The organism is Streptomyces sp. AM 2-1-1 (genome assembly GCF_029167645.1).
GTDB lineage: Bacteria > Actinomycetota > Actinomycetes > Streptomycetales > Streptomycetaceae > Streptomyces.
In genome coordinates, this window is record NZ_CP119147.1 from 517,069 (window position 1) to 536,799 (window position 19,731).

Here is a 19,731-nt window from a genome sequence, read left to right on the forward strand (position 1 = left end):
TTAAGTCATGGAGGCCGTTCGGTTCCCGAACGCAGCCATCCCCGGAAAGGGGCCCTCCCACATGCGCAACCTCAGAGCCGCAGCAGCCGTCACCCTCGCGATCTCCATCGCCGCCGGAGTCACCGGCTGCGGCGGCGGGTCCGACTCGGGCGGCGGAAGCAACGCATCGCCGAAGACGCTCACCTACTGGGCGTCCAACCAGGGCCCGAACATCGAGGCGGACAAGAAGATCCTCACTCCCGAGCTGAAGAAGTTCGAGGAGCAGACCGGCATCAAGGTGAAGCTGGAGGTCGTCCCCTGGTCCGACCTCCTCAACCGGATCCTCGCTGCCACCACCTCCGGTCAGGGCCCGGACGTGCTGAACATCGGCAACACCTGGTCCGCCTCGCTCCAGGCGTCCGGTGCGCTGCTGCCGTGGGACGCGAAGAACTTCGACGCGATCGGCGGCCGGGACCGGTTCGTCGACTCGGCGGTCGCCTCGGCCGGTGCGGAGGGTCAGGACCCCGCCGCCGTGCCGCTGTACTCCCTGTCGTACGCGCTCTACTACAACAAGAAGATGTTCGCGGACGCGGGCATCGCGACGCCGCCGAAGACCTGGGACGAGCTGGTCGCCGACGGCAAGAAGCTGTCCAAGGACGGCAAGTGGGGCCTGGGCGCGGAGGGCGGCAACCTCTCCAACAACATCCACCAGGTGTTCGTCCTCGGCAAGCAGCACGGCGCCGACTTCTTCGACTCCTCCGGCAAGGCGACCTTCACCTCCGACGGTGCGGTCGCCGCCGTGAAGCAGTACGTCGACTTCATGGCCAAGGACAAGATCGTCGCTCCGGGCAACGCGGAGTACGCGCAGAACCAGTCGCTCACCGACTTCGCCAAGGGCCGCACCGGCATGGTGCTGTGGCAGGCCGCCCCCTCCACCTTCGCCGCCCAGGGCATGAAGCCGGAGGACTGGGGCGTCGCCCCCGTGCCGGTCCCCTCCGGGACTCCGGGCCAGGACAAGCAGACCAACTCCATGGTCGCCGGCATCAACATCGCGGTGTTCAAGAACACCAAGAACATCGACGGCGCCAAGCAGTTCGTGAAGTTCATGACGAGCGACGCGGAGCAGAAGCTCCTCAACAAGACCTACGGGGCGATCCCGCCGGTCAAGGCGGCTCAGGCCGACGAGGCGTTCGGCGCGCCCGACCTCGCGGTCCTGCGCGACACCCTGTCCACCAGCGCGGCGCCGCTCCCCCAGGTGCCGAACGAGTCGCAGTTCGAGACGGCCGTGGGCACCGCGGTCAAGGACCTGTGGGCCGACGCGGCCGCCGGCAAGCCGGTGACCACCGAGACCGTCAAGGCGGCCCTCGAAAAGGCCCAGCAGACCATGGGGCAGTGAGGCACCGAACATGACTTCCACCGTGACCGCCGACCCCCGGGTCGGTAAGTCGGACAGCGGTGGGGGCCGGGGCACCGGGGGTGCGCGCAGGAGACTGCCGCGCATCCCCGACCGCATCCGTAACGGCGGACTGCCCTATCTCCTGCTCCTTCCGGCGATCCTGCTCGAACTGCTCGTCCACCTGATCCCGATGATCGTCGGGATCGTGATGAGCTTCCGCCAGCTCACCCAGTTCTTCATCAGCAACTGGGGCAACGCGCCCTGGATCGGGCTGGACAACTACCAGGTCGCCGTCGACTTCGACGCTCCCCTCGGCAAGGCGCTGCTCCACTCCTTCTTCGTCACCTGCGTCTTCACCTTCTTCGCCGTCGGCCTCTCCTGGCTGTTCGGCGTGGCCGCCGCGATCATGCTCCAGGAGAACTTCCGGGGCCGCGGCGTGCTGCGGGCCATCTTCCTCGTCCCGTACGCGCTGCCGGTCTACGCGGCCGTCATCACCTGGGCGTTCATGTTCCAGCGGGACAACGGCCTGGTGAACCACGTCCTGCACGACCAGCTCGGACTGACCGACGAACCGTCGTTCTGGCTGATCGGCGACAACAGCTTCTTCGCGCTGCTCATCGTCTCGGTCTGGAAGGGCTGGCCGTTCGCGCTGCTCATCCTGATGGCCGGGCTCCAGAACATCCCGAACGAGCTCTACGAGGCCGCGTCCATCGACGGCGCCGGCATCTGGCAGCAGATCCGCAAGATCACACTGCCGTCGCTCCGCCCGGTCAACCAGGTGCTCGTGCTGGTCCTCTTCCTCTGGACCTTCAACGACTTCAACACGCCGTTCGTGCTCTTCGGCCGCGCGGCACCCGAGAACGCGGACCTCATCTCGCTGCACATCTACCAGTCGTCGTTCGTCACCTGGAACTTCGGCACCGGTTCGGCGATGTCCGTCCTCCTCCTGCTCTTCCTGCTGCTGGTGACGGCCGTCTACCTGCTGCTGACCACACGCAAACGGAAGGGTTCCGGTGTCTAGCGCCCTCACTCACAAGCGCCGTTCACCGATGGCGGCTCCGGCGTCCTTCGTGTGGACCCGGCGGATCGTGCTGACCTTCCTGACCGGTTTCGTCCTGCTGCCCGTGTACGTCATGGTCAGCAGCTCCCTCAAGCCGCTCCAGGACGTGTCCGGCAAGTTCCACTGGCTGCCGTCGAGCATCACCATCCGGCCGTACATCGACATCTGGACGACGGTCCCGCTCGCGAAGTACTTCGGGAACTCGCTGATCGTGGCGGGCGCCGCCACGGTCGCCTCGGTGATCATCGCGGTGTTCTCGGCGTACGCGGTCAGCCGGTACGCCTTCCGGGGCAAGCGGGTCTTCACCGTCACGGTGCTCTCGACCCAGATGTTCCCCGGCATCCTCTTCCTTCTGCCGCTGTTCCTCATCTACGTGAACATCGGCAACAGCACGGGTATCCAGCTCTACGGCTCTCGCGGCGGGCTCATCCTCACGTACCTGACGTTCTCGCTCCCCTTCTCCATCTGGATGCTGATCGGGTACTTCGACGCCATCCCGAAGGACCTGGACGAGGCCGCCAAGGTGGACGGCTGCGGTCCGATCGGCGCGCTCTTCCGGGTCGTCGTGCCGGCGGCCGTGCCGGGGATCGTCGCCGTCGCCGTGTACGCGTTCATGACCGCCTGGGGCGAGGTGCTCTTCGCCTCGGTGATGACGAACGACGCGACCAGGACCCTCGCCGTGGGCCTGCAGGGGTACGCCACCCAGAACGACGTCTACTGGAACCAGGTGATGGCGGCCTCGCTCGTCGTCAGCGTGCCGGTCGTCGCCGGGTTCCTCCTGCTGCAGCGCTACCTCGTCGCCGGCCTCACCGCGGGCGCCGTCAAGTGACCCTCTCAGAAAGGCAGTCCGTGAACGACCTCAACGCCCTCCCGGCCGATTTCACCTGGGGCGTAGCCACCGCCGCGTACCAGATCGAGGGAGCCGTGGCGGAGGACGGCCGGTCCCCCTCCATCTGGGACACCTTCTCCCACACCCCCGGGAAAGTGGCGGGGGGCGACACCGGCGACGTGGCGTGCGACCACTACCACCGGGTGCCGGAGGACATCGGCCTGATCAAGGAGGTCGGCGCCGGCGCGTACCGCTTCTCGCTGGCCTGGCCGCGCATCGTCCCCGGCGGCGACGGCCCGGTCAACAAGAAAGGGCTGGACTTCTACGACCGGCTGGTGGACGGGCTGCTGGGCAACGGGATCACCCCGTTCGCCACGCTCTACCACTGGGACCTGCCGCAGGCGTTGCAGGACCGGGGCGGCTGGACGGTCCGCGAAACCGCCGAGCACTTCGCGGCGTACGCCTCCGTCGTCGTCGACCGCCTCGGCGACCGGGTCAAGGACTGGGCCACGCTCAACGAGCCGCTCTGTTCGGCGTGGATCGGCCACCTGGAAGGCAAGATGGCGCCCGGTCTGACCGACCTCACGGCCGCCGTCCACGCCTCGTACCACCTCCACCTCGGCCACGGGCTCGCCGTGCAGGCGATCCGGGCGGCCTCGCCCGGCGCCCGGGTCGGCATCGTCAACAACCTCAGCCCGATCGAGCCGGCGAGCGACAGCCCCGCCGACGTCGCGGCCGCGCTCCGCGCCGACGGACACACCAACCGCTGGTGGCTGGACCCGATCCACGGCCGCGGCTACCCGCAGGACATGCTCGACCTGTACGGGGTCGAACTCCCGGTGCGCCCCGGCGACCTGGAAACCATCGCGGCCCCCCTCGACTGGCTCGGCCTGAACTACTACTTCCGCCAGATCGTCGCCGACGACCCGACCGGCCCCGCCCCGCACGCCCGGCAGGTCCCGGTGCCCGGCGCCCCCGTCACGTACATGGACTGGGAGGTCCACGCCGCGGGCCTGGAGCAGCTCCTGCTGCGCCTGACCGAGGAGTACGGCGCGCAGAAGATCTACGTCACCGAGAACGGTTCGGCCTACCAGGACACCGTCGCGGCGGACGGGTCGGTCCACGACCCGGAACGCACGCGGTACCTGGAGGAGCACCTGGCCGCCTGCGGCCGCGCGGTGGCGAAGGGCGCGCCGCTCGCCGGGTACTTCGCGTGGTCGCTGCTCGACAACTTCGAGTGGGCCTACGGCTACGACAAGCGGTTCGGACTGGTCCACGTGGACTACGACACGCAGCGCCGTACAGTGAAGACCAGCGGACGCCGTTACGCGGAAATCGTCCGCGAACTGTCCTCCGGGCGAGTGGCGGACCCCGCCTGACGCCACTCCTCCGGGAGCGGGCCCCGGCCGCGACGGCTCTCGTCGCGGCCGGGGCTCCGTCATGCCGGGGCTCCGTCATGCGGGGGCTCCGTCGTGCCGGCTGTGCCCGGCACGCGAAACGTCCCGCACTCCCTGCGCGCGGGCAGGGAGTGCGGGACGACGGTGCGGGAGCGTCAGGCGGTGTGGAGCCTCAGGCCGTAGCGGTTGAGGATCTCGTTGATCGGCTGGTGCCAGGTCTCGCCCCCGGTGGAGCAGTTGCCCCAGCCGCCCGAGGTGACGCCCTGGGCCTGGTCGCCGCTGATGAACGAGCCGCCGGAGTCGCCGCCTTCGGCGCAGACGTTCGTCTTCGTCATCTGGTAGACCGCGCCCTGGCTGTAGTTGACCGTCTCGTTCTTCGCGAGGACGGTGCCGCAGTGCCAGTGGGTGGTCGAACCGGACCGGCAGATGGAGGCGCCGATCGGCGCCTCGGCGGAGCCGCGTACCAGCTGGTCGGAGATGGTGCCCCAGCCGAGCACCACGGGTACCGTCCACCAGCCGTTGGCGACGTTCACCCAGGCGTAGTCGTCGCCGGGGAAGGTCGAGCCCTGGAAGTTCCCGATGGCCGATCCGTCCCAGCCCCGGACCGAGGCACCGGCCCGGGCGCAGTGCCCGGCGGTGACGAATCCGCCGTACACCGAGAAGCCGATGGAGCAGCGGACGTTACCGGTGTAGTAGGGGTCGCCGCCCACCGTCCCGGCGGCGAACGTCCGCGGTGCGGCGGCCACCTGCCGCACGGTCACAGGCCCCGTGGCGCGGGCTTCGGCCAGGAACGAGCGGACCTCCTCGTCCTTCGCCGAGGCCGCGACGACGTTCACCACGACGGACCCGGCCTCCGCGTCGACGTGCCAGCTCGCGACCCCGTCGGGCGCGGCGAGCGCGTCAATGCCCGACTTGGCTCGGTCCAGAGCGCGTTGGGTGTGGGCGACGAGTTCGACGTCGGCTCCGGCTGCCCGGACCGCGGCGGCGGCTCTCGCGTCGGTGACGCCGACGGTCAGCCTGCCGGTCCCGGCGTCGAACCAGGACCCTCCGTAGGAGGCTCCGGCAGCGCGGCGCGCTGCCGGTTCCTTGGCGGTGGCGGTCTTCTCGGCGGCCAGCCGGGTCCTCACCTGGGCGGGGGTCAGGCCGAAGTCCTTCCCCATGGCGGCCAGCAGGCCGTCCGAGGCGGGCTGCGGCGCGGCCGTCGCCGCACGTGTCGTGGCGGGGGGAGCGTCGTCGGCCGCCGAGGCCGAGGCCGGGCCGATGGTGGCCCAGGCCCCGACGACGAGCAGTGCGGACAGGCCGGCGCGCAGGGTGGTCAGGTGTCTCAAGGGAGTGCCCCTTCTGTGTTCCGATGTGGGGGTGGAACAGCAGGTGTCCGGGAGCGCTCCCGGGAGATGCGGTTGAGAGCGCTCTCAGGCCGTGCGGGCGACTCTAATGCAGCCGACAGGTCAGGTCCATGCCAAGTACGGAAGAGGCCGGATCCCAACGGGGCGCGCAGGGAGGGCGGATGGCCGGATCCGGCCGGTCGCGTGCGCGGCGTCCGGCCTCGGGGGCCTCGGAGAGGGCCGGGAGGCGGCGCCCCCGACGAGACGCCGGCAGGGCCCGGCGCCATCCCCCTCCCGCCCGTCCCGTTCACCCTCCGTCAGTACGGAACGCCGTCGCGGCCCCCTCAAGCCGGTCCACGTACGCCTCCCACCAAGTAGCCCCGCCACGGGGAAGGTTGCCTCCCCGGGACCGGTAGCCGACCTCTCCGTCCACGAGTTCACGCACGATGTCGGCGTGGCCCGCGTGGCGGTGTGTCTCGGTGGTCACGTGCACCAGGACCTTGTGGAGCGTCACCTCGCGCTCGGCCTCGGACCACCACGGCACGGTGCCGAGCGCGTCGAGAGGCAGCGCGGCGATGGTGGCGTCCGAGTGCTGCCACACCCGGCGGTAGCGGGCCACCACCTCCTCGCGGCTCTCGTCCTCGGTCGCCCACATGTCGGCGTTCTCCTCGGCGTCGTCGTCGAGCCACGGGAAGGGCTCCTCGGAGGGCCGGCCGAAGGTGTCGCCGAAGTAGCCCAGTTCGACCCCGGAGAGGTGCTTGACCAGGCCCAGCAGGTTGGTCCCGGTCCGCGTCAGGGGGCGGCGCGCGTCGTACTCGGAGAGTCCTTCCAGCTTCCGCAGGAGGGTGTCACGGGCGGCCTGGAGGGACGAGTGAAGGTCGTCCTTGGGGTGCGATCGACTCATCCGGGGAGTCTCCCACCCCGTGCCGACAATCCGCCGTCGAGCGCATCTGCCCCGCTGCTCCGCCGGCCATCCCGGTCGGCTCCCCGCTTCACGGGGTCAGGAGCGGCAGCCCCGACTCACGCCAGAGCGCGCGCAGGGCCGCCCCCGATTCCGCCCGCTCCGGGGAGGCCGCCCTGCGGCCACCCGCCTCGTCACGGGTACGCCAGTGGTGGACGTCCGCTTCCGCGCCACGCCCGGACCGGAGCCTCTCCCATCCCGGATCGCCGCACGCGGCGAAAGTCCGCCCACGACCGCGTCATGCGCGCGGACAGTTCGCGGTCGGCGTCGCCCGGCGGTCCGCCGATGAGGAAGTGGACGCTCCGGTCGTCGAGGGTGCCGAAGGCGAACGGGACGTCGGCGCAGTGCCACGCCCGCACCGGCCGGGCGGGCGAGCCGCCGGACCTGCGGTCGAAGCGCGCCAGGAAGGCCGTACCGCCCGCCCGTGCGTGAGCCTCGGCGAGCCGGTCGCCGTACTCGGCGAAGAGCAGGTCACCTCGGAGCGCCAGGTACGTCTCGCGTACGGAGCCGTTCGCCGTGCTGTCCCGGTAGCCGCGGACCAGGGCTGCGGGGAGACCGAAGTCGTGGGCGAAGGCGTCGAGGCGGGTCTCGGTGTCGATTTCGGGGCTGCCGCCGACGGCTTCGAAGAGGGCGTACTCCTCCGTGGTGCGGCAGACGAGGAGTTCGACTCCGGCCTTCGCTCCCGCACCGGTGGACACGGCGGTCAGCGGATCCGCGCGCAGGAGTGCGCCGTCGACGACCGGACCGAAGATCGCCGGGTCGTGGTGGCGGCGGCCGGACGCCGGGTTCCGGCGGCACGCCTCGGCCACGGCGTCGGACGCGACGAGGAGCGACTGCGGGGAGGCCCCGAGGAGCGCTTCGGGGGTGGCGGGGACACCGGCAGCCGCCGCGACCTCCTCGGTGGTGCGGGCGGCGGACTGGTCCGTGGCGCACGAGTTGACGGCGGAGTGCAGCACGGCGCGCCGGAAGAGCCCGCGGGCGGCGTCGGCGGCGATGAGGCAGGCGACCGAGGTGGCACCCGCCGACTGTCCGGCCACGGCGACCCGGTCCGGGTCGCCCCCGAAGGCGGCGATGTTGTCGCGGACCCACTCCAGGGCGGCTATCTGGTCGAGCAGACCCCGGTTGTCCGCAGAGAGGTCCCCGGCCGCTCCCCGTGAGGCCCAGGGACCGCCGGGTACGTGGCCGAACCCCTCGAAGCCCAGGCGGTAGTTGCAGCTCACCACCGTCAGACCGAGTTCCGCGAGAGCAGCACCGTCGAAGTCGGGCTGGGCGGAGGAGCCGAAGGCGAAGGCGCCTCCGTGGATCCAGACCAGGACCGGGAGCGAGTCCCCGGGCCCGCCCGGCGTCCATACGTTGACCGTCAGGACGTCCTCGTCCCCGGGCTCCCAGCCGGGCGCGCCCGGGAGCTCGGCCGACTGCGGGGCGACCGGGCCGAAAGCGAGGCACGGGCGGACGCCGCTCCATCCGCGCGCCGGCCGGGGCGCCCGGAAACGTAGGGGGCCGAACGGCGGCTCCGCGTATGGGATGCCGAGCACCGCCGTGACGGAGGAGGCCCGCCCGGCCGGCTTTCCCCGTACCGCTCCGGACCTCGTCGTGAACACAACCATCGCTGCTCCCCCCTGGTGTCTCCGGCCGACACCGCGCCGGGCCCCCATCCTGCCGACGGAACCGCTCCGGGCGCCAACACCGGGTTCGGAGCGATGGACGCGGCCGGTGGCGAATGGCCGCAGGGCGCAGTACGTGCTCGTCCTCGTCGCGGCGGCGAGCACGCTTCCCGCGTTGGTCATCGGTCGGCCGACCGGCGTCTCCCGGATCTCCCTGCTCGCGGCGACGCCGGTGTCCGTGCCCTCCTCCCGCGCGACGAAACGCCGCCCTTCGCGTGGGCCTCCCTGGTCGTGGGGACGAGCCTGCTGACCGGGGCTGTGGTGGGCGCCCTCCTGGGGATGATCCTCCGTACCCACGGCGCTGATGCTGCTGGCGACCGCCTTCATGGACCCGCGCACCCGGCCGAGCGCCCTGTGGGCGGTCGCCGCCCTCGGGATCCCGGCCGCCTGCGGCCTGGGGTTCTACCGGAGGTACGACTTCTGAGGCGTCCCGGGCAGTTACGGGATCGGACCCGCGGGCACTGCCCCGCAGCCGGTGGCCACCGCTCCCCGTCCGCAGCGCCGCCCGCCACCCCACACTCCCACCACCCCGCTTCCGGCACTCCGCTCCCGGCACTCCGAAAGCCGGTTGCCTCCCCGTTCGACGTACGCCGAAGATGCTCCGATGACCGCACACACCGCATCGTCCGGCTTCTCCGCCCAACCGGTACTCGTCGGGGAGAAAGCGCTGCTGCGCCCGTTCTCCCCGGACGACGCCCTGCGGATGATCGCCATCCTGGACGACCCCGAGGTACGTCGGTTCACGTTCGAGCCCTCCTCGGAACTCACCCCTGAACTGGTGCGCGCGTGGTACGCCTCGCGCCACACGCAGGACGACCGTCTCGACCTGGCGGTGACCGACCGCGTCACGGGCGAACTGGTCGGCGAAGTGGTCCTCAACGAGTGGTCGCCCGCCGAGCGGAGTTGCGGTTTCCGCACGCTGATCGCCGCTGCCGGCCGCGGGCGCGGCCTGGGCACCGAGGCGACCCGACTCGTCGTCGGGCACGCCTTCGAGTCCCTGGGCCTGCGGCGGGTCTCCCTGGAGGTGTACAGCACCAACCACCGAGCGCTGCGGGTGTACCGGAAGGTGGGCTTCCGCGAGGTGGGCGTCCGCACGAGGGCCCAGCTCCGTGAGGGCGTGTGGAACGACGAGACTCTGATGGCGGTGACGGCGGACGAGTGGGCCGTCCACCGGGGCCGGCCGTAAGGTCTCGCCCTTGCGCCTGCCGTGGCGGTGGGCCGCCGGGGCGCCGATCCTGGAGTGGGGCCGTCGGCGGACCGCGACGGGGAACGGGGGACCACGCCGGCGGGAAAGTCCCGGGTGGCGGGAACGGCCCGGAGGGTGTGGTGGCCGTGGAGCGCCTGTCGGCACCTCCTGCCGGAGCGCGCGGAAGGCTTCGCGCGCTTGATCCGGACAGGCGGGCCCCGGGAGCGGAGCCTCCTCGGTTCCCGCTGGGATCCTTCTTTTGCGGCGGGCGCACGACCGGAGTGCAATGGCCGCAGGGGACGGTACGGCTCCGCCATCGGCGAGAGGACACGCAATGAGCGACACCGACCGGGGGGACGACGTCTACCAGCCCCAGCCGGAGGAGGCGTCCGACCCCGCCGAACAGCCGGACACCGAGGACACCCTCACGGACTCCGACCTCGCCGACGCCCTGGACGAGGGGTATTCGCCGCCCGACCGTCCGTGGGCCGTGGAGGACGTGGGGACCACCGCCTCCGAGCAGCACGACGGGGAGTCGCTCGACAGCAGGCTCTCCCGCGAGCGGCCGGAGGTGGCCGCGGGCGACAGTGACGGAGCCGGTGACCTGCCCGGCGGCGAAGGTGAGCCGTGGGACGACGAGGTGGGTACGGACCGGGCCGGCAGGCTCACCCAGCAGGCGGACGGAACCGTGCCGGCCACGCTCACCGCGAACGACGTCGGTGTCGACGGCGCCGCGGCCTCCGCCGAGGAGGCGGCGATGCACGTCGTACCCGACGAGGAGCCCTGGCTCCCCGAATGGGACCCCGGTACGTCGTCCGCCTCGGGGCCCGAGTCCCTCGACACCGATGCCGGCGCCGACACCGATTTCGGGACCGACACCGCTTCCGGGACCGCTGTCGGGGCGGACCCGACGGCGCGCACCGGCTGAGGAGCGGGTGCGCGGGCGCCTCACCCCGGTGGGGAGGCCCGGAACGCCCCTGCCCGGTGGGGCAACCGTGCGACAACCCGAGACAGCCAGCCACTCCCGAGAGAGCCAGGAGCAGCCCCATGACCGGCACCACCCCGACCGCCGCCTCGACCACCTCGACCACCTCGACCGGAAGCGCTCAGATCGGCGTGACGGGGCTCGCGGTGATGGGCCGCAACCTCGCCCGCAACTTCGCGCGCCACGGTCTCACCGTCGCCGTGCACAACCGCACGACCGCGAAGACCGACGCCCTGGTGGAGGAGTTCGGCGACGAGGGCACTTTCGTCGCGGCGCGTTCGCCGCAGGAGTTCGTCGACGCCCTGGAGCGGCCCCGGCGGCTCGTCGTCATGGTGAAGGCGGGCAAGCCCACGGACGCGGTGATCCAGGAGTTCGCGCCCCTGCTGGAGGAGGGCGACGTCATCATCGACGGCGGCAACGCCCACTTCGAGGACACGCGCCGCCGCGAGAAGGAGCTGCGCGGGCGCGGGCTGCACTTCGTCGGCACGGGCATCTCCGGCGGCGAGGAGGGCGCGCTCCACGGGCCGAGCATCATGCCGGGCGGTTCGCCGGAGTCCTACGCGTCGCTGGGCCCGCTGCTGGAGAAGATCGCGGCGCGCGCCGCGGACGGCACCCCGTGCACCACCCACATCGGTCCGGACGGCGCCGGGCACTTCGTGAAGATGGTCCACAACGGCATCGAGTACGCGGACATGCAGCTCATCGCCGAGGCCTATCACCTGCTGCGCGGGGTCGCGGGGTACTCACCCGCCCGGATCGCGGAGGTGTTCCGGAGCTGGAACACCGGCCGGCTGGACTCCTACCTGATCGAGATCACGGCGGAGGTGCTGGCGCACACCGACGCGGCCACCGGGAAGCCGTTCGTGGACGTGGTGCAGGACCGGGCGGAGCAGAAGGGCACCGGCCGCTGGACCGTGCAGATCGCCCTCGACCTGGGGGTACCCGTCTCGGGCATCGCGGAGGCGGTCTTCGCCCGGTCCCTCTCCGGCCACGCCGACCTGCGCGAGGCCGCCCGCGACCTCGCTGGGCCCACGCCCGAGCCGCTGCCCGAGGGGGAGGCGGCGGCGTTCGCGGACCGGGTGGAGCAGGCCCTGTACGCCTCGAAGATCGTTTCGTACACCCAGGGCTTCCACCAGATCCGGACGGGCAGCCAGGAGTACGACTGGGACATCGACCTGGGCGCCGTCGCCGGGATCTGGCGGGCGGGGTGCATCATCCGGGCGGCCTTCCTGGACCGTATCCGGGGGGCCTTCGACAGCCGTCCCGAACTGCTGAGCCTGCTGTCCGACGCGGACTTCGCCCGGGAGATCGGCGGGGCCCAGGACGACTGGCGGGCCGTGGTCGCCGAGGCCGCCCGGCAGGGGGTGCCGACGCCGGGGTTCGCCGCGGCCCTCGCGTACTACGACGGACTGCGGGCCGAGCGGCTGCCTGCCGCGCTGACCCAGGGGCAGCGGGACTTCTTCGGGGCGCACACCTACCGGCGTACCGACCGCGAGGGCACGTTCCACACGCTGTGGGGCGGCGACCGCTCGGAGGTCGGCGCGGGCTGAGCGGCAGCGCTCGGAGGTCGACGCGGGTTGAGCGGCAGCGCCCTGCCCGGCAGGGGCCCGCCCGCCGTGTCTCCCGCCCGGGCGGGCCGTGGGTGGAGGGCAGCACCTCCGCCTCACGGCGCCACCCCGGGTGTGACCGGCCAGGAGGCCGCGAGCCGCTCCTCCACCCGCCGGCCCGGAGCGGAGCCGTTCCGCCGGGAGGGGTGACGACAGATCGGTTCTTCACCGGGCAATTGCCACGAGGACACCCCCCTCGGTCACGCCCCGGGACGATCTGGTCGATACTCGTCTCCCGTACCTGTCGCGGTCGGGGTGTCAGCCGAGGCGAGATGAGGGGCCACGTGGCGGAGAAGAGCCCGATCGGGCGTCGGACGGAACGCGGACCGGTGGACGACCCCGCCACGATCGGCCGACGAGTCCACCGGCTGCGCGCGGAGCGCGGCCTCACTCAGCGCGAGCTCGCGGAACCGTCGTACACCCCCGCCTACATATCCACCCTCGAGGCCGGCCGCGTCCGGCCTTCCGAGGCGGCCGTCCGTCACCTCGCCGAGCGTCTCGGCGTGAGTTACGAGGAGGTGGCCACGGGCCGGCCCGCCCACCTCGCCACCGAGCTGCGGCTGCGGCTCGTCGAAGCCCAGCGCACCCTGGCGACCGGCGCCGCCGAGGACGCGGTGGCCGACTTCACCGAACTGCTCGCCGAGGCCGACCGGCTCGGGCTCGACCAGGAGAGCGCCTCCGCCGCACTCGGACTCGGTGAATGCGCGCTGGAGACCGGCGATCTCCCCACGGCTCGGCGCCAGTTCGAGGCGGCGGAGCTCCTGCTCACGGGCGCGCCGCCGGCCCAGCGGGCGCGGGCCGTGCGCGGCCGGGCCGTCGCGCACCTCCTGGCGGGCGAACTCCGGTACGCCTGCTACCTGCTGGAAAGCACGATCGACGAGCTGAACGCGTCCGGTCTCCCCGATCCGGGCGCCCTGCTGCTGCTGTACACGGCGTCGATCGCGCCCTACATGGACATGGGGGCCCACGCGCGCGCCGCGCAGGCGGGTGAGCTGGCGCTCGCGCTCGCCCCCCGCGTCGACGATCCGGAACTGGTGGCGGGCATGCACCGGAGCGTGGCCCGGTCCCTCATCGCGGCCGGCCGCACCGACGAGGCGGACGCCTCGCTGGGCCGGGCCGCGGAGATCTACCAGCAGCTCCAGATCCGTACGGAAATGGCGCACTGCCACTGGATGCGCGGTTACGTACGGGCCCAGAACGGCGACCTCTCCGGCGCCGAGAGCGAGCTGCTCGCCGCCCGGGACATGCTGGCCTCGAAGCGGGCGGCCCTCTACACCGCCCAGGTGGAGGTGGAGCTCGCCGACGTGCTGCGCCGCCGGGGCAAGGCCCGTCAGGCGGAGGACCTGCTCCACCGGCTGCTGGGCGAGCTCCAGCCGGACCGGGGCGCGGTGCACGCGGCGGGAGCACACCGGCTCCTCGGGCTGATCCACGAGGAGGACGGGGAGACGGACACCGCCGAGGAGCACTACGTCAAGGCGCTGGCCCTGCTGGAGCGCGCCGGGGCGGCCGGGGACCTGGCGGACATCTGCCGGCTGCTCGGCGATCTGCTGCGGCGGGCGGGGCGCACCGAGGCGGCCCTGGACGCCTACCGGACCGGCCTCGGGCACCGGGCGGCCCCCGGCTCGACCACCCTCGGCCCCGCACCGGTGAGCCCGCGTCCGATCCTGGGAGGCGGCGGGCGGTAGCGCCGGTCGAGGCGGTGAGGACCGGCGACGGGCGCCTTCCGCCCTGCCGGCCTGCTCGTATCCTCGTGCCATGACCAGCGAATCGGCCGCCGCCGACCCCGAAGCGTCCTCCGCGACGGCCGGGGTCACCCTGCGGGAGGTGCTGGCGTTCGACGACAGCGGCACCCTGCGGCTGCTGCTCGCGCCCGCCGGGCAGGACGTCCCCGTCCTGGGCACCGGATTCGCCGAGAGCGGCCCCGACCGGCCGGCCCGGGGATTTCTCCTGATCGCCGTGGACGGCGACGCCGATGCGCCCGAGGCGGCGGCACTGGTGCGCCGGGCCGCCCGGCAGGGCGCGTGCGCGGTGGTGCTGCGCGACTCGGGCGAGGCCGGACCCGCGCCGGAGGTCCTGGAAGCGGCGCGGGAGGCCGGGATCGCCGTGCTGGCGCGCGCGGCGTGGGCGGAGTGGACGGACACGGCCACGCTGCTGCGGTCCGCCCTCGCCTTCGGGGCGGCGGGCCGCGACCCGCAGGGTCCGCCGGCCGACGACTGGGCTCCCGGCGGTCTGAGCGCCCTCGCCGCGACGATCGCCGGGGCCACCGGAGGTGCGATCACCATCGAGGACACCAGCTTCCGGGTGCTGGCCCACTCCGCCACCCGGCCCGAGGCGGACGGGGTCCGCCGCTCCACCATCCTCGGTGGGCGGGTGCCCGAGTGGCGGGTGGCCGAACTGCGCCGCAGCGGGCTACTGCGCACGCTCCGGACCTCGCGCGAGGTGATCCACCGCCCGGCCGACGCCGACGGCCCCGAGCGGCTGATCGTCGCGGTGCGCAGCGGAGCCGAGGTGCTCGGTTCGATCTGGGTGGCCGCCGACGGCCGTCCGCTGCTGCCGGGGGCGGCCCGTGCGCTTCGGTCCGCCGCCGTCACCGCCGCGCCCCACCTCGTACGCCACCGGCTGCGCGAAAGCGGTGAGGTGCGGCGCCACGACCACGCGCTGCGCGGGCTCCTGCACGGTGCGGGAGACCTGACCACCCACGCCTGGTCGCTGGGCCTGGCGCCGTCCGTGCCGTGCGCGGTGGTGGCGGTGGACGCGGGGACGGCCCCTGCCCCGGTGGGTCCCGCGTGGGACCGCACCCTCGACGTGCTGGCCCTGCACGCCGCCTCGTACCGTCCCGCCGCGCGGGTGCTCCGGGAGCGGGAGCGACTGCTGGTCCTGCTGCCCGTGGCCTCCGGGAAGGACCGGGAGGCGCTCGGGCTGGCCCGGGAGCTGGCCACTCTCGCCGCCTCCCTGCCCGATGGTGTGCCGGTGCTCGCGGGTGCAGGGGCCGTCGTCCCGTCCGCCCTAGGCGCCCCGGCCTCGTACGAGGAGGCGTCGCTCGTCGTCCGGGTGCTGCGGGAGAAGCTCGCCCGGGGAGACGGGGCCCGGGGAGACGGGGCACGGGGAGACGGGGCACGGGGGGACACCGGACGGGCGGGCGCCGCACCCGGGGAAGCGGGGCCGGACGGTGGACGGGGCGCCGAGCCCGACGGCGACCGGTCCCCGGCGCGGTGGGCGAGCGCCGCGGAGCTGGGACCGGCGGTGGACGTGCGCCGCATGCTCGACGCGGTCGGGCCGGTGTGGGAGGCGGGCAGCGGTCCCCTGCACGCACTGGTGCGCGCCGACCTCGCGGCAGGGGGCGAGCTGGTCCGCTCCCTCGCCGCCTACCTGGACGCGGCGGGCGACATCACCGTGGCCGCGCGGCGCCTGGTCCTGCATCCCAACACCCTGCGCTACCGGCTGCGGCGGGCCCGGGAACGGCACGGGGTGGACGTGGACGACCCGGACACCCGGCTGCTGCTGACGGTCGCGGTCCGCCTCGCCGGCGGCTTCTGAGGCTGCCCGTCCGCCTCCGTCCGGGCCTTGTGCGACTGTTTGCGGTGGTGTTGGTGCTCCGGAACAGGATGCGTCGCCGGAGTTGGCCCCGCCGACAAAGACGCGGGCTCCCCGATCGGAGAGTCTCTCCGTATGACCCAGACGACTCCCGCCGCCGCTCCGTCCACCCCGAAGTTCGCCCACGTCGTTCGGCGTGCGGTCGCCGAGGGCCTGCTCGGCGAGGCGCGGCCCGTCGTCGGGTTCGTCGACACCGACGGGGTGCGGGACTCGGTCGGCGCCCTGCGCGAGGCGTTCTCCGGCGCCCCGCGGGTCCTGCACACCTTCGCCGCCAAGGCGGCCGCGCTCGTCCCGGTGCTCCGTCTGCTGGCCTCGTACGGCATGGGGTGCGAGGTGGCGAGCCCCGGTGAGCTGCGTCTGGCCCTGGACGCCGGTTTCGCGCCCTCGACGATCGTGCTGGACTCCCCCGCCAAGACCCGCGAGGAGATCCGGCTGGCGCTGGCACTCGGCGTCGCCGTCAACGCCGACAACTTCGACGAGCTTCGCCGCATCGACGCACTGCGCTCGCCCGCCTCGTCGTCGGTCCTGGGCCTGAGGGTGAACCCCCAGGTCGGAGGCGGTTCGATCGGCGCGATGAGTACCGCCAGGGCCACGTCGAAGTTCGGCGTCCCGCTGCGGGACCCCGGAGTCCGCGAGGCCGTGGTGCGCGCCTTCGCCGAACGCCCCTGGCTGACCCGGCTGCACGCGCACGTCGGCTCCCAGGGCTGCCCGCTGGAGTTGATCGCGGCCGGTGTCGCGGAGACGTACCGGCTGGCCGAGGAGATCAACGAGAGCCTCGGCGAGCGCAGGGTCACCAGCCTGGACATCGGTGGCGGGCTGCCCGTCAACTTCGCGGACGACGAGGTACGGCCCACCCACCGCGACTACGTGGCGGCGCTGCGCACCGCCGTTCCGGGCCTCTTCGAGGGGCGGTACGCGCTGGTGACGGAGTTCGGCCGGTCACTGCTCGCGAAGAACGGGTTCATCGGGGCTCTGGTGGAGTACACCAAGGAGGCGGGCGGGCGGCGCATCGCCCTGACCCACGCGGGCGCGCAGACGGCGACCCGTACGGTCCTCATGCCGGAGTCCTGGCCCCTGCGGGTGGGGGCGTTCGGACCGGACGGACTGCCCAAGGACGGGCCTGCACTCGTGCAGGACATCGCCGGCCCCTGCTGCTTCGCCGGTGACGTGGTCGCGCACGGCCGCGCACTCCCGGAACTGCGTGAGGGCGACTTCGTGGTGCTCTACGACACGGGGGCGTACTACTTCTCGGCCCCGTGGGCGTACAACAGCCTGCCGCGGCCGGCGGTGTACGGCTTCCGCACGACGGACGCGGGCGACGTGCGCTTCGCGCCGGTCCGGGACGTCCAGACGCTGGAGTCGATCGCGGCGGAGAGCGGCCTCGGTCACGCCGACGCGCTGGTGGGACTCGGCGGGGCCGACGGCGCTCCCGCCTGACTCCGCCTGCGCCCCCCGGGGCGGCCGGGGCCCCGGGGCCGGCCCGGTGGGTGGCCGGGCCGGGGCCCCGGGGGGGCCGCTCAGCCGGTGGTCAGCCTGCGGGCTGAGGGGACGGCTCGGGTTCCGGTACGGGGTCGGGGCCCGGTGCCGGCGGCTGCGGAATCGGGTCGGGGGTCGGGCCCGGCGGCACGGGTCCGGGCGTCGGCGGCACCGGCGGCGGAGTCGGCACCGGGGCCGGCGGGCCGGGCACCGGCGCAGGGCTCGGCACGGGCGACGGACGGACGGGATCGGGGTACGGCTGGGTCATCGCGACCCTCCCATGGTGCGAACGGTACGAGTGGGGCTCATCCCCACCGTCTCCCGCTGCGGCTTCCCTCGCCTGCCGGGCCCACACCTGACGCGCCCGATCCGTCCCCTTACGGGCACACCCGACGAGATGGGTCAGCGGGCGGACGGAACCGCGTGCGGGCTGCGCTCGGTGGCGGTCCCGGGTACCGGCGCGGAGGCGTCACTCCCCAGCTCGACGATCCGGTTGTCCGCGTCCACGTGCACCACGCTCGGGACGAGGGTGCGCGCCTCCTCGTCACTGACCTGCGCGTAGCTGATCAGGATCACCAGATCACCGGGGTGCACCAGGTGCGCGGCGGCGCCGTTGATCCCGATGACACCGGAGCCGCGCTCGCCCTCGATGACGTAGGTCTCCAGGCGGGCACCGTTGGTGATGTCGACGATGTGAACCAGCTCACCGGGGAGAAGATCGGCGGCTTCCATCAGCTCGGCGTCGATCGTGACCGACCCCACGTAGTGCAGGTCGGCCTGAGTCACGGTGGCGCGGTGAATCTTGGACTTGAACATGGTGCGTATCATCGACGTACTCCTGGACGTAGGCTCCCTGCCTGCGTTTTTGCAGGTCAAGTGCTGTCTGCACAGACTACAACGATTCGCATGCCCGGGCAGCACTCCGCGGGTTTTCCAGGACTCATGCTGACCACTCGCCGACCCGGCTGACACCCCGTCGGAGAACAGCAGAGGGCTTCGCCCGCTCTGGGCGGTTCCTGATTCTTTGCGAGGATCCGCCCCCGGCGTCCGCGTGGGCGCTTACCACTATGGCGCGGTCGACGGCAGAGATCCCCGCGCCCACTCCGACGGGGAGACCGGTCGGGTCGCCCAGGCGCTGCACTCGATTCTCCGGATCCGCATCCAGAGGTCTGGGATCCGGTTGCATCTGCATGCCGGGCGCGTAGATCATTCCGCTGCCCGCACGACCCAGCCGCCTCAGCTGGGCATCGGTCGCTCCGTACGTCGGAACGAGGACCGTGTGCATTCCGGCCGCGCGAGCTTCCGTCAGCCACGCCTCGATCGCGTCGGGCGGGACATCGGGGCCGATGGCCCCGCCGCGCGCGTGTCCCGCACGTGCGCATCACCTGGGTTCCGGACCAAACCCTGCGCATGGTTTGATCTTCTCCATCGTTCAGGTCGGCCGACGAGATGACAACGGCCCGGCGGTGTGCGCACCGCCAGTGCGGACGGCGCGGACTACGCACGCGAGGGGGATGCCAGGTGCAGAGGAAGTCATGCCCGGAGCGCGAGCACCAGCGGCTGATGGAGCACTACCGCAAGCAGCGCACTCGCGCGGACCTCGGTCCGGAGTCCTGGTCCCAGGCCGACGGCCGGGGCCTCAAGGAGTCCGACCGGGTGCGGCAGGCCGACGTCAACTGGGCGCTCAGAGCCGGGGCGGGCACCTTCCAGAAGGTCGTGAGCGGGGGGTACGCCCTTCCTCCGAGTTCCACACGGCCATCGCGCAGCTGCTCCGCTTCAGCGCGCACCACACTCTGATCGGCCACCTGGACCTTTCGGGACCGAGCCGGCGCTGCTCTACGCACCGCCCTCCCCGCACGTGAGCCGTGTCGTCGGGAGCCGGCGCGAGATCGCTTGCGATCACGCCGGACGGCCGTGTGATCGCCTCCCACCTTGCCTTCGCAGCGCTGTTTCCCTCCGGTGAGCCGCCCGTCAACCTCTGGCGCTGGTCCCTGTTCGCCCCCGACGCGCCAGAGGTCTTGATCGGCTGGGAGAGCCGATGGGCCCCTCGTCTGCTGACCGACCTCAAGCTTGCCTGCTTCCTGACCCCGCAGGACACCGCGATGCGCCACCTGCACGCCCGGAGCACGCACGACCCCCGGCTGGAGCGCAGATCGAGCGGTCCGGTGCGGGAATCGGCGGCGCCCCTCTGCCGCTGCGCCCGCCACCCAGTGAGGGGAGAGGGGGAGCGCACGTCCCGGCCTCGCGTGGGGCCGGCGCGAGTTTCCCGACC

14 protein-coding genes and 1 pseudogene are annotated in these 19,731 nt (G+C 72.7%); 11 read left to right on the forward strand and 4 right to left on the reverse strand.

Annotated features, from left to right (window positions below):
• Positions 1 to 61 precede the first annotated feature (61 nt).
• From PZB77_RS02165 to PZB77_RS02180, 4 genes are read left to right on the forward strand one after another with little or no spacing between them, the layout of a single operon-like run.
• Positions 62 to 1,375, forward strand: coding sequence for a sugar ABC transporter substrate-binding protein (locus PZB77_RS02165; protein ID WP_275490801.1), 1,314 nt, complete (start codon positions 62 to 64; stop codon positions 1,373 to 1,375).
• A 10-nt stretch (positions 1,376 to 1,385) separates the two neighbouring features.
• Positions 1,386 to 2,396 (forward strand): sugar ABC transporter permease, encoded by a 1,011-nt coding sequence (locus PZB77_RS02170; protein WP_275490802.1) that lies wholly within the window; start codon positions 1,386 to 1,388, stop codon positions 2,394 to 2,396.
• A 28-nt stretch (positions 2,397 to 2,424) separates the two neighbouring features.
• Positions 2,425 to 3,264 carry a carbohydrate ABC transporter permease gene (locus tag PZB77_RS02175; RefSeq protein WP_275495885.1) on the forward strand — a complete coding sequence of 280 codons (840 nt, stop codon included), beginning with the start codon at positions 2,425 to 2,427 and terminating at the stop codon, positions 3,262 to 3,264.
• A 20-nt stretch (positions 3,265 to 3,284) separates the two neighbouring features.
• Positions 3,285 to 4,643, forward strand: a complete 1,359-nt coding sequence (locus PZB77_RS02180) for a GH1 family beta-glucosidase (RefSeq protein ID WP_275490803.1) — start codon at positions 3,285 to 3,287, stop codon at positions 4,641 to 4,643.
• Between the two features lie 173 nt (positions 4,644 to 4,816).
• Here the strand turns inward: PZB77_RS02180 and PZB77_RS02185 are convergent, their stop codons facing one another.
• The 3 genes and pseudogenes from PZB77_RS02185 to PZB77_RS02195 form a co-directional block, all read right to left on the reverse strand.
• Positions 4,817 to 5,989, reverse strand: coding sequence for a S1 family peptidase (locus PZB77_RS02185; RefSeq protein WP_275490804.1), 1,173 nt, complete (start codon positions 5,987 to 5,989; stop codon positions 4,817 to 4,819).
• A 304-nt stretch (positions 5,990 to 6,293) separates the two neighbouring features.
• Positions 6,294 to 6,890, reverse strand: coding sequence for a DinB family protein (locus PZB77_RS02190; RefSeq protein WP_275490805.1), 597 nt, complete (start codon positions 6,888 to 6,890; stop codon positions 6,294 to 6,296).
• Between the two features lie 88 nt (positions 6,891 to 6,978).
• Positions 6,979 to 8,554, reverse strand: a pseudogene (locus tag PZB77_RS02195) (carboxylesterase family protein).
• A 661-nt stretch (positions 8,555 to 9,215) separates the two neighbouring features.
• Between PZB77_RS02195 and PZB77_RS02200 the strand changes: the two are divergent.
• From PZB77_RS02200 to PZB77_RS02225, 6 genes are all read left to right on the forward strand, one after another.
• The gene (locus PZB77_RS02200) at positions 9,216 to 9,797 is read left to right on the forward strand and encodes a GNAT family protein (RefSeq protein WP_275490806.1); all 582 of its coding nucleotides are present in this window, start codon (positions 9,216 to 9,218) and stop codon (positions 9,795 to 9,797) included.
• A gap of 334 nt (positions 9,798 to 10,131) precedes the next feature.
• A complete protein-coding gene (locus tag PZB77_RS02205; RefSeq protein WP_275490807.1) occupies positions 10,132 to 10,725 on the forward strand; it encodes a DUF5709 domain-containing protein in 594 nt (197 codons plus the stop codon).
• Positions 10,726 to 10,844: 119 nt separating this feature from the next.
• A complete protein-coding gene (gene gndA, locus PZB77_RS02210) occupies positions 10,845 to 12,332 on the forward strand; it encodes an NADP-dependent phosphogluconate dehydrogenase (protein WP_275490808.1) in 1,488 nt (495 codons plus the stop codon).
• Between the two features lie 386 nt (positions 12,333 to 12,718).
• Positions 12,719 to 14,074: a tetratricopeptide repeat protein gene (locus tag PZB77_RS02215; RefSeq protein WP_275495886.1), complete on the forward strand. Its 1,356-nt coding sequence runs from the start codon at positions 12,719 to 12,721 to the stop codon at positions 14,072 to 14,074.
• Between the two features lie 70 nt (positions 14,075 to 14,144).
• Positions 14,145 to 15,926, forward strand: a complete 1,782-nt coding sequence (locus tag PZB77_RS02220; RefSeq protein WP_275490809.1) for a helix-turn-helix domain-containing protein — start codon at positions 14,145 to 14,147, stop codon at positions 15,924 to 15,926.
• Between the two features lie 132 nt (positions 15,927 to 16,058).
• Positions 16,059 to 17,420, forward strand: coding sequence for a diaminopimelate decarboxylase (locus PZB77_RS02225; protein WP_275490810.1), 1,362 nt, complete (start codon positions 16,059 to 16,061; stop codon positions 17,418 to 17,420).
• Positions 17,421 to 17,861: 441 nt separating this feature from the next.
• Here the strand turns inward: PZB77_RS02225 and panD are convergent, their stop codons facing one another.
• The gene (panD, locus tag PZB77_RS02230) at positions 17,862 to 18,287 is read right to left on the reverse strand and encodes an aspartate 1-decarboxylase (protein ID WP_275490811.1); all 426 of its coding nucleotides are present in this window, start codon (positions 18,285 to 18,287) and stop codon (positions 17,862 to 17,864) included.
• 693 nt (positions 18,288 to 18,980) lie between these two features.
• Here panD and PZB77_RS02235 point away from each other — a divergent pair.
• Positions 18,981 to 19,256 (forward strand): hypothetical protein, encoded by a 276-nt coding sequence (locus PZB77_RS02235; protein WP_275490812.1) that lies wholly within the window; start codon positions 18,981 to 18,983, stop codon positions 19,254 to 19,256.
• Positions 19,257 to 19,731 lie beyond the last annotated feature (475 nt).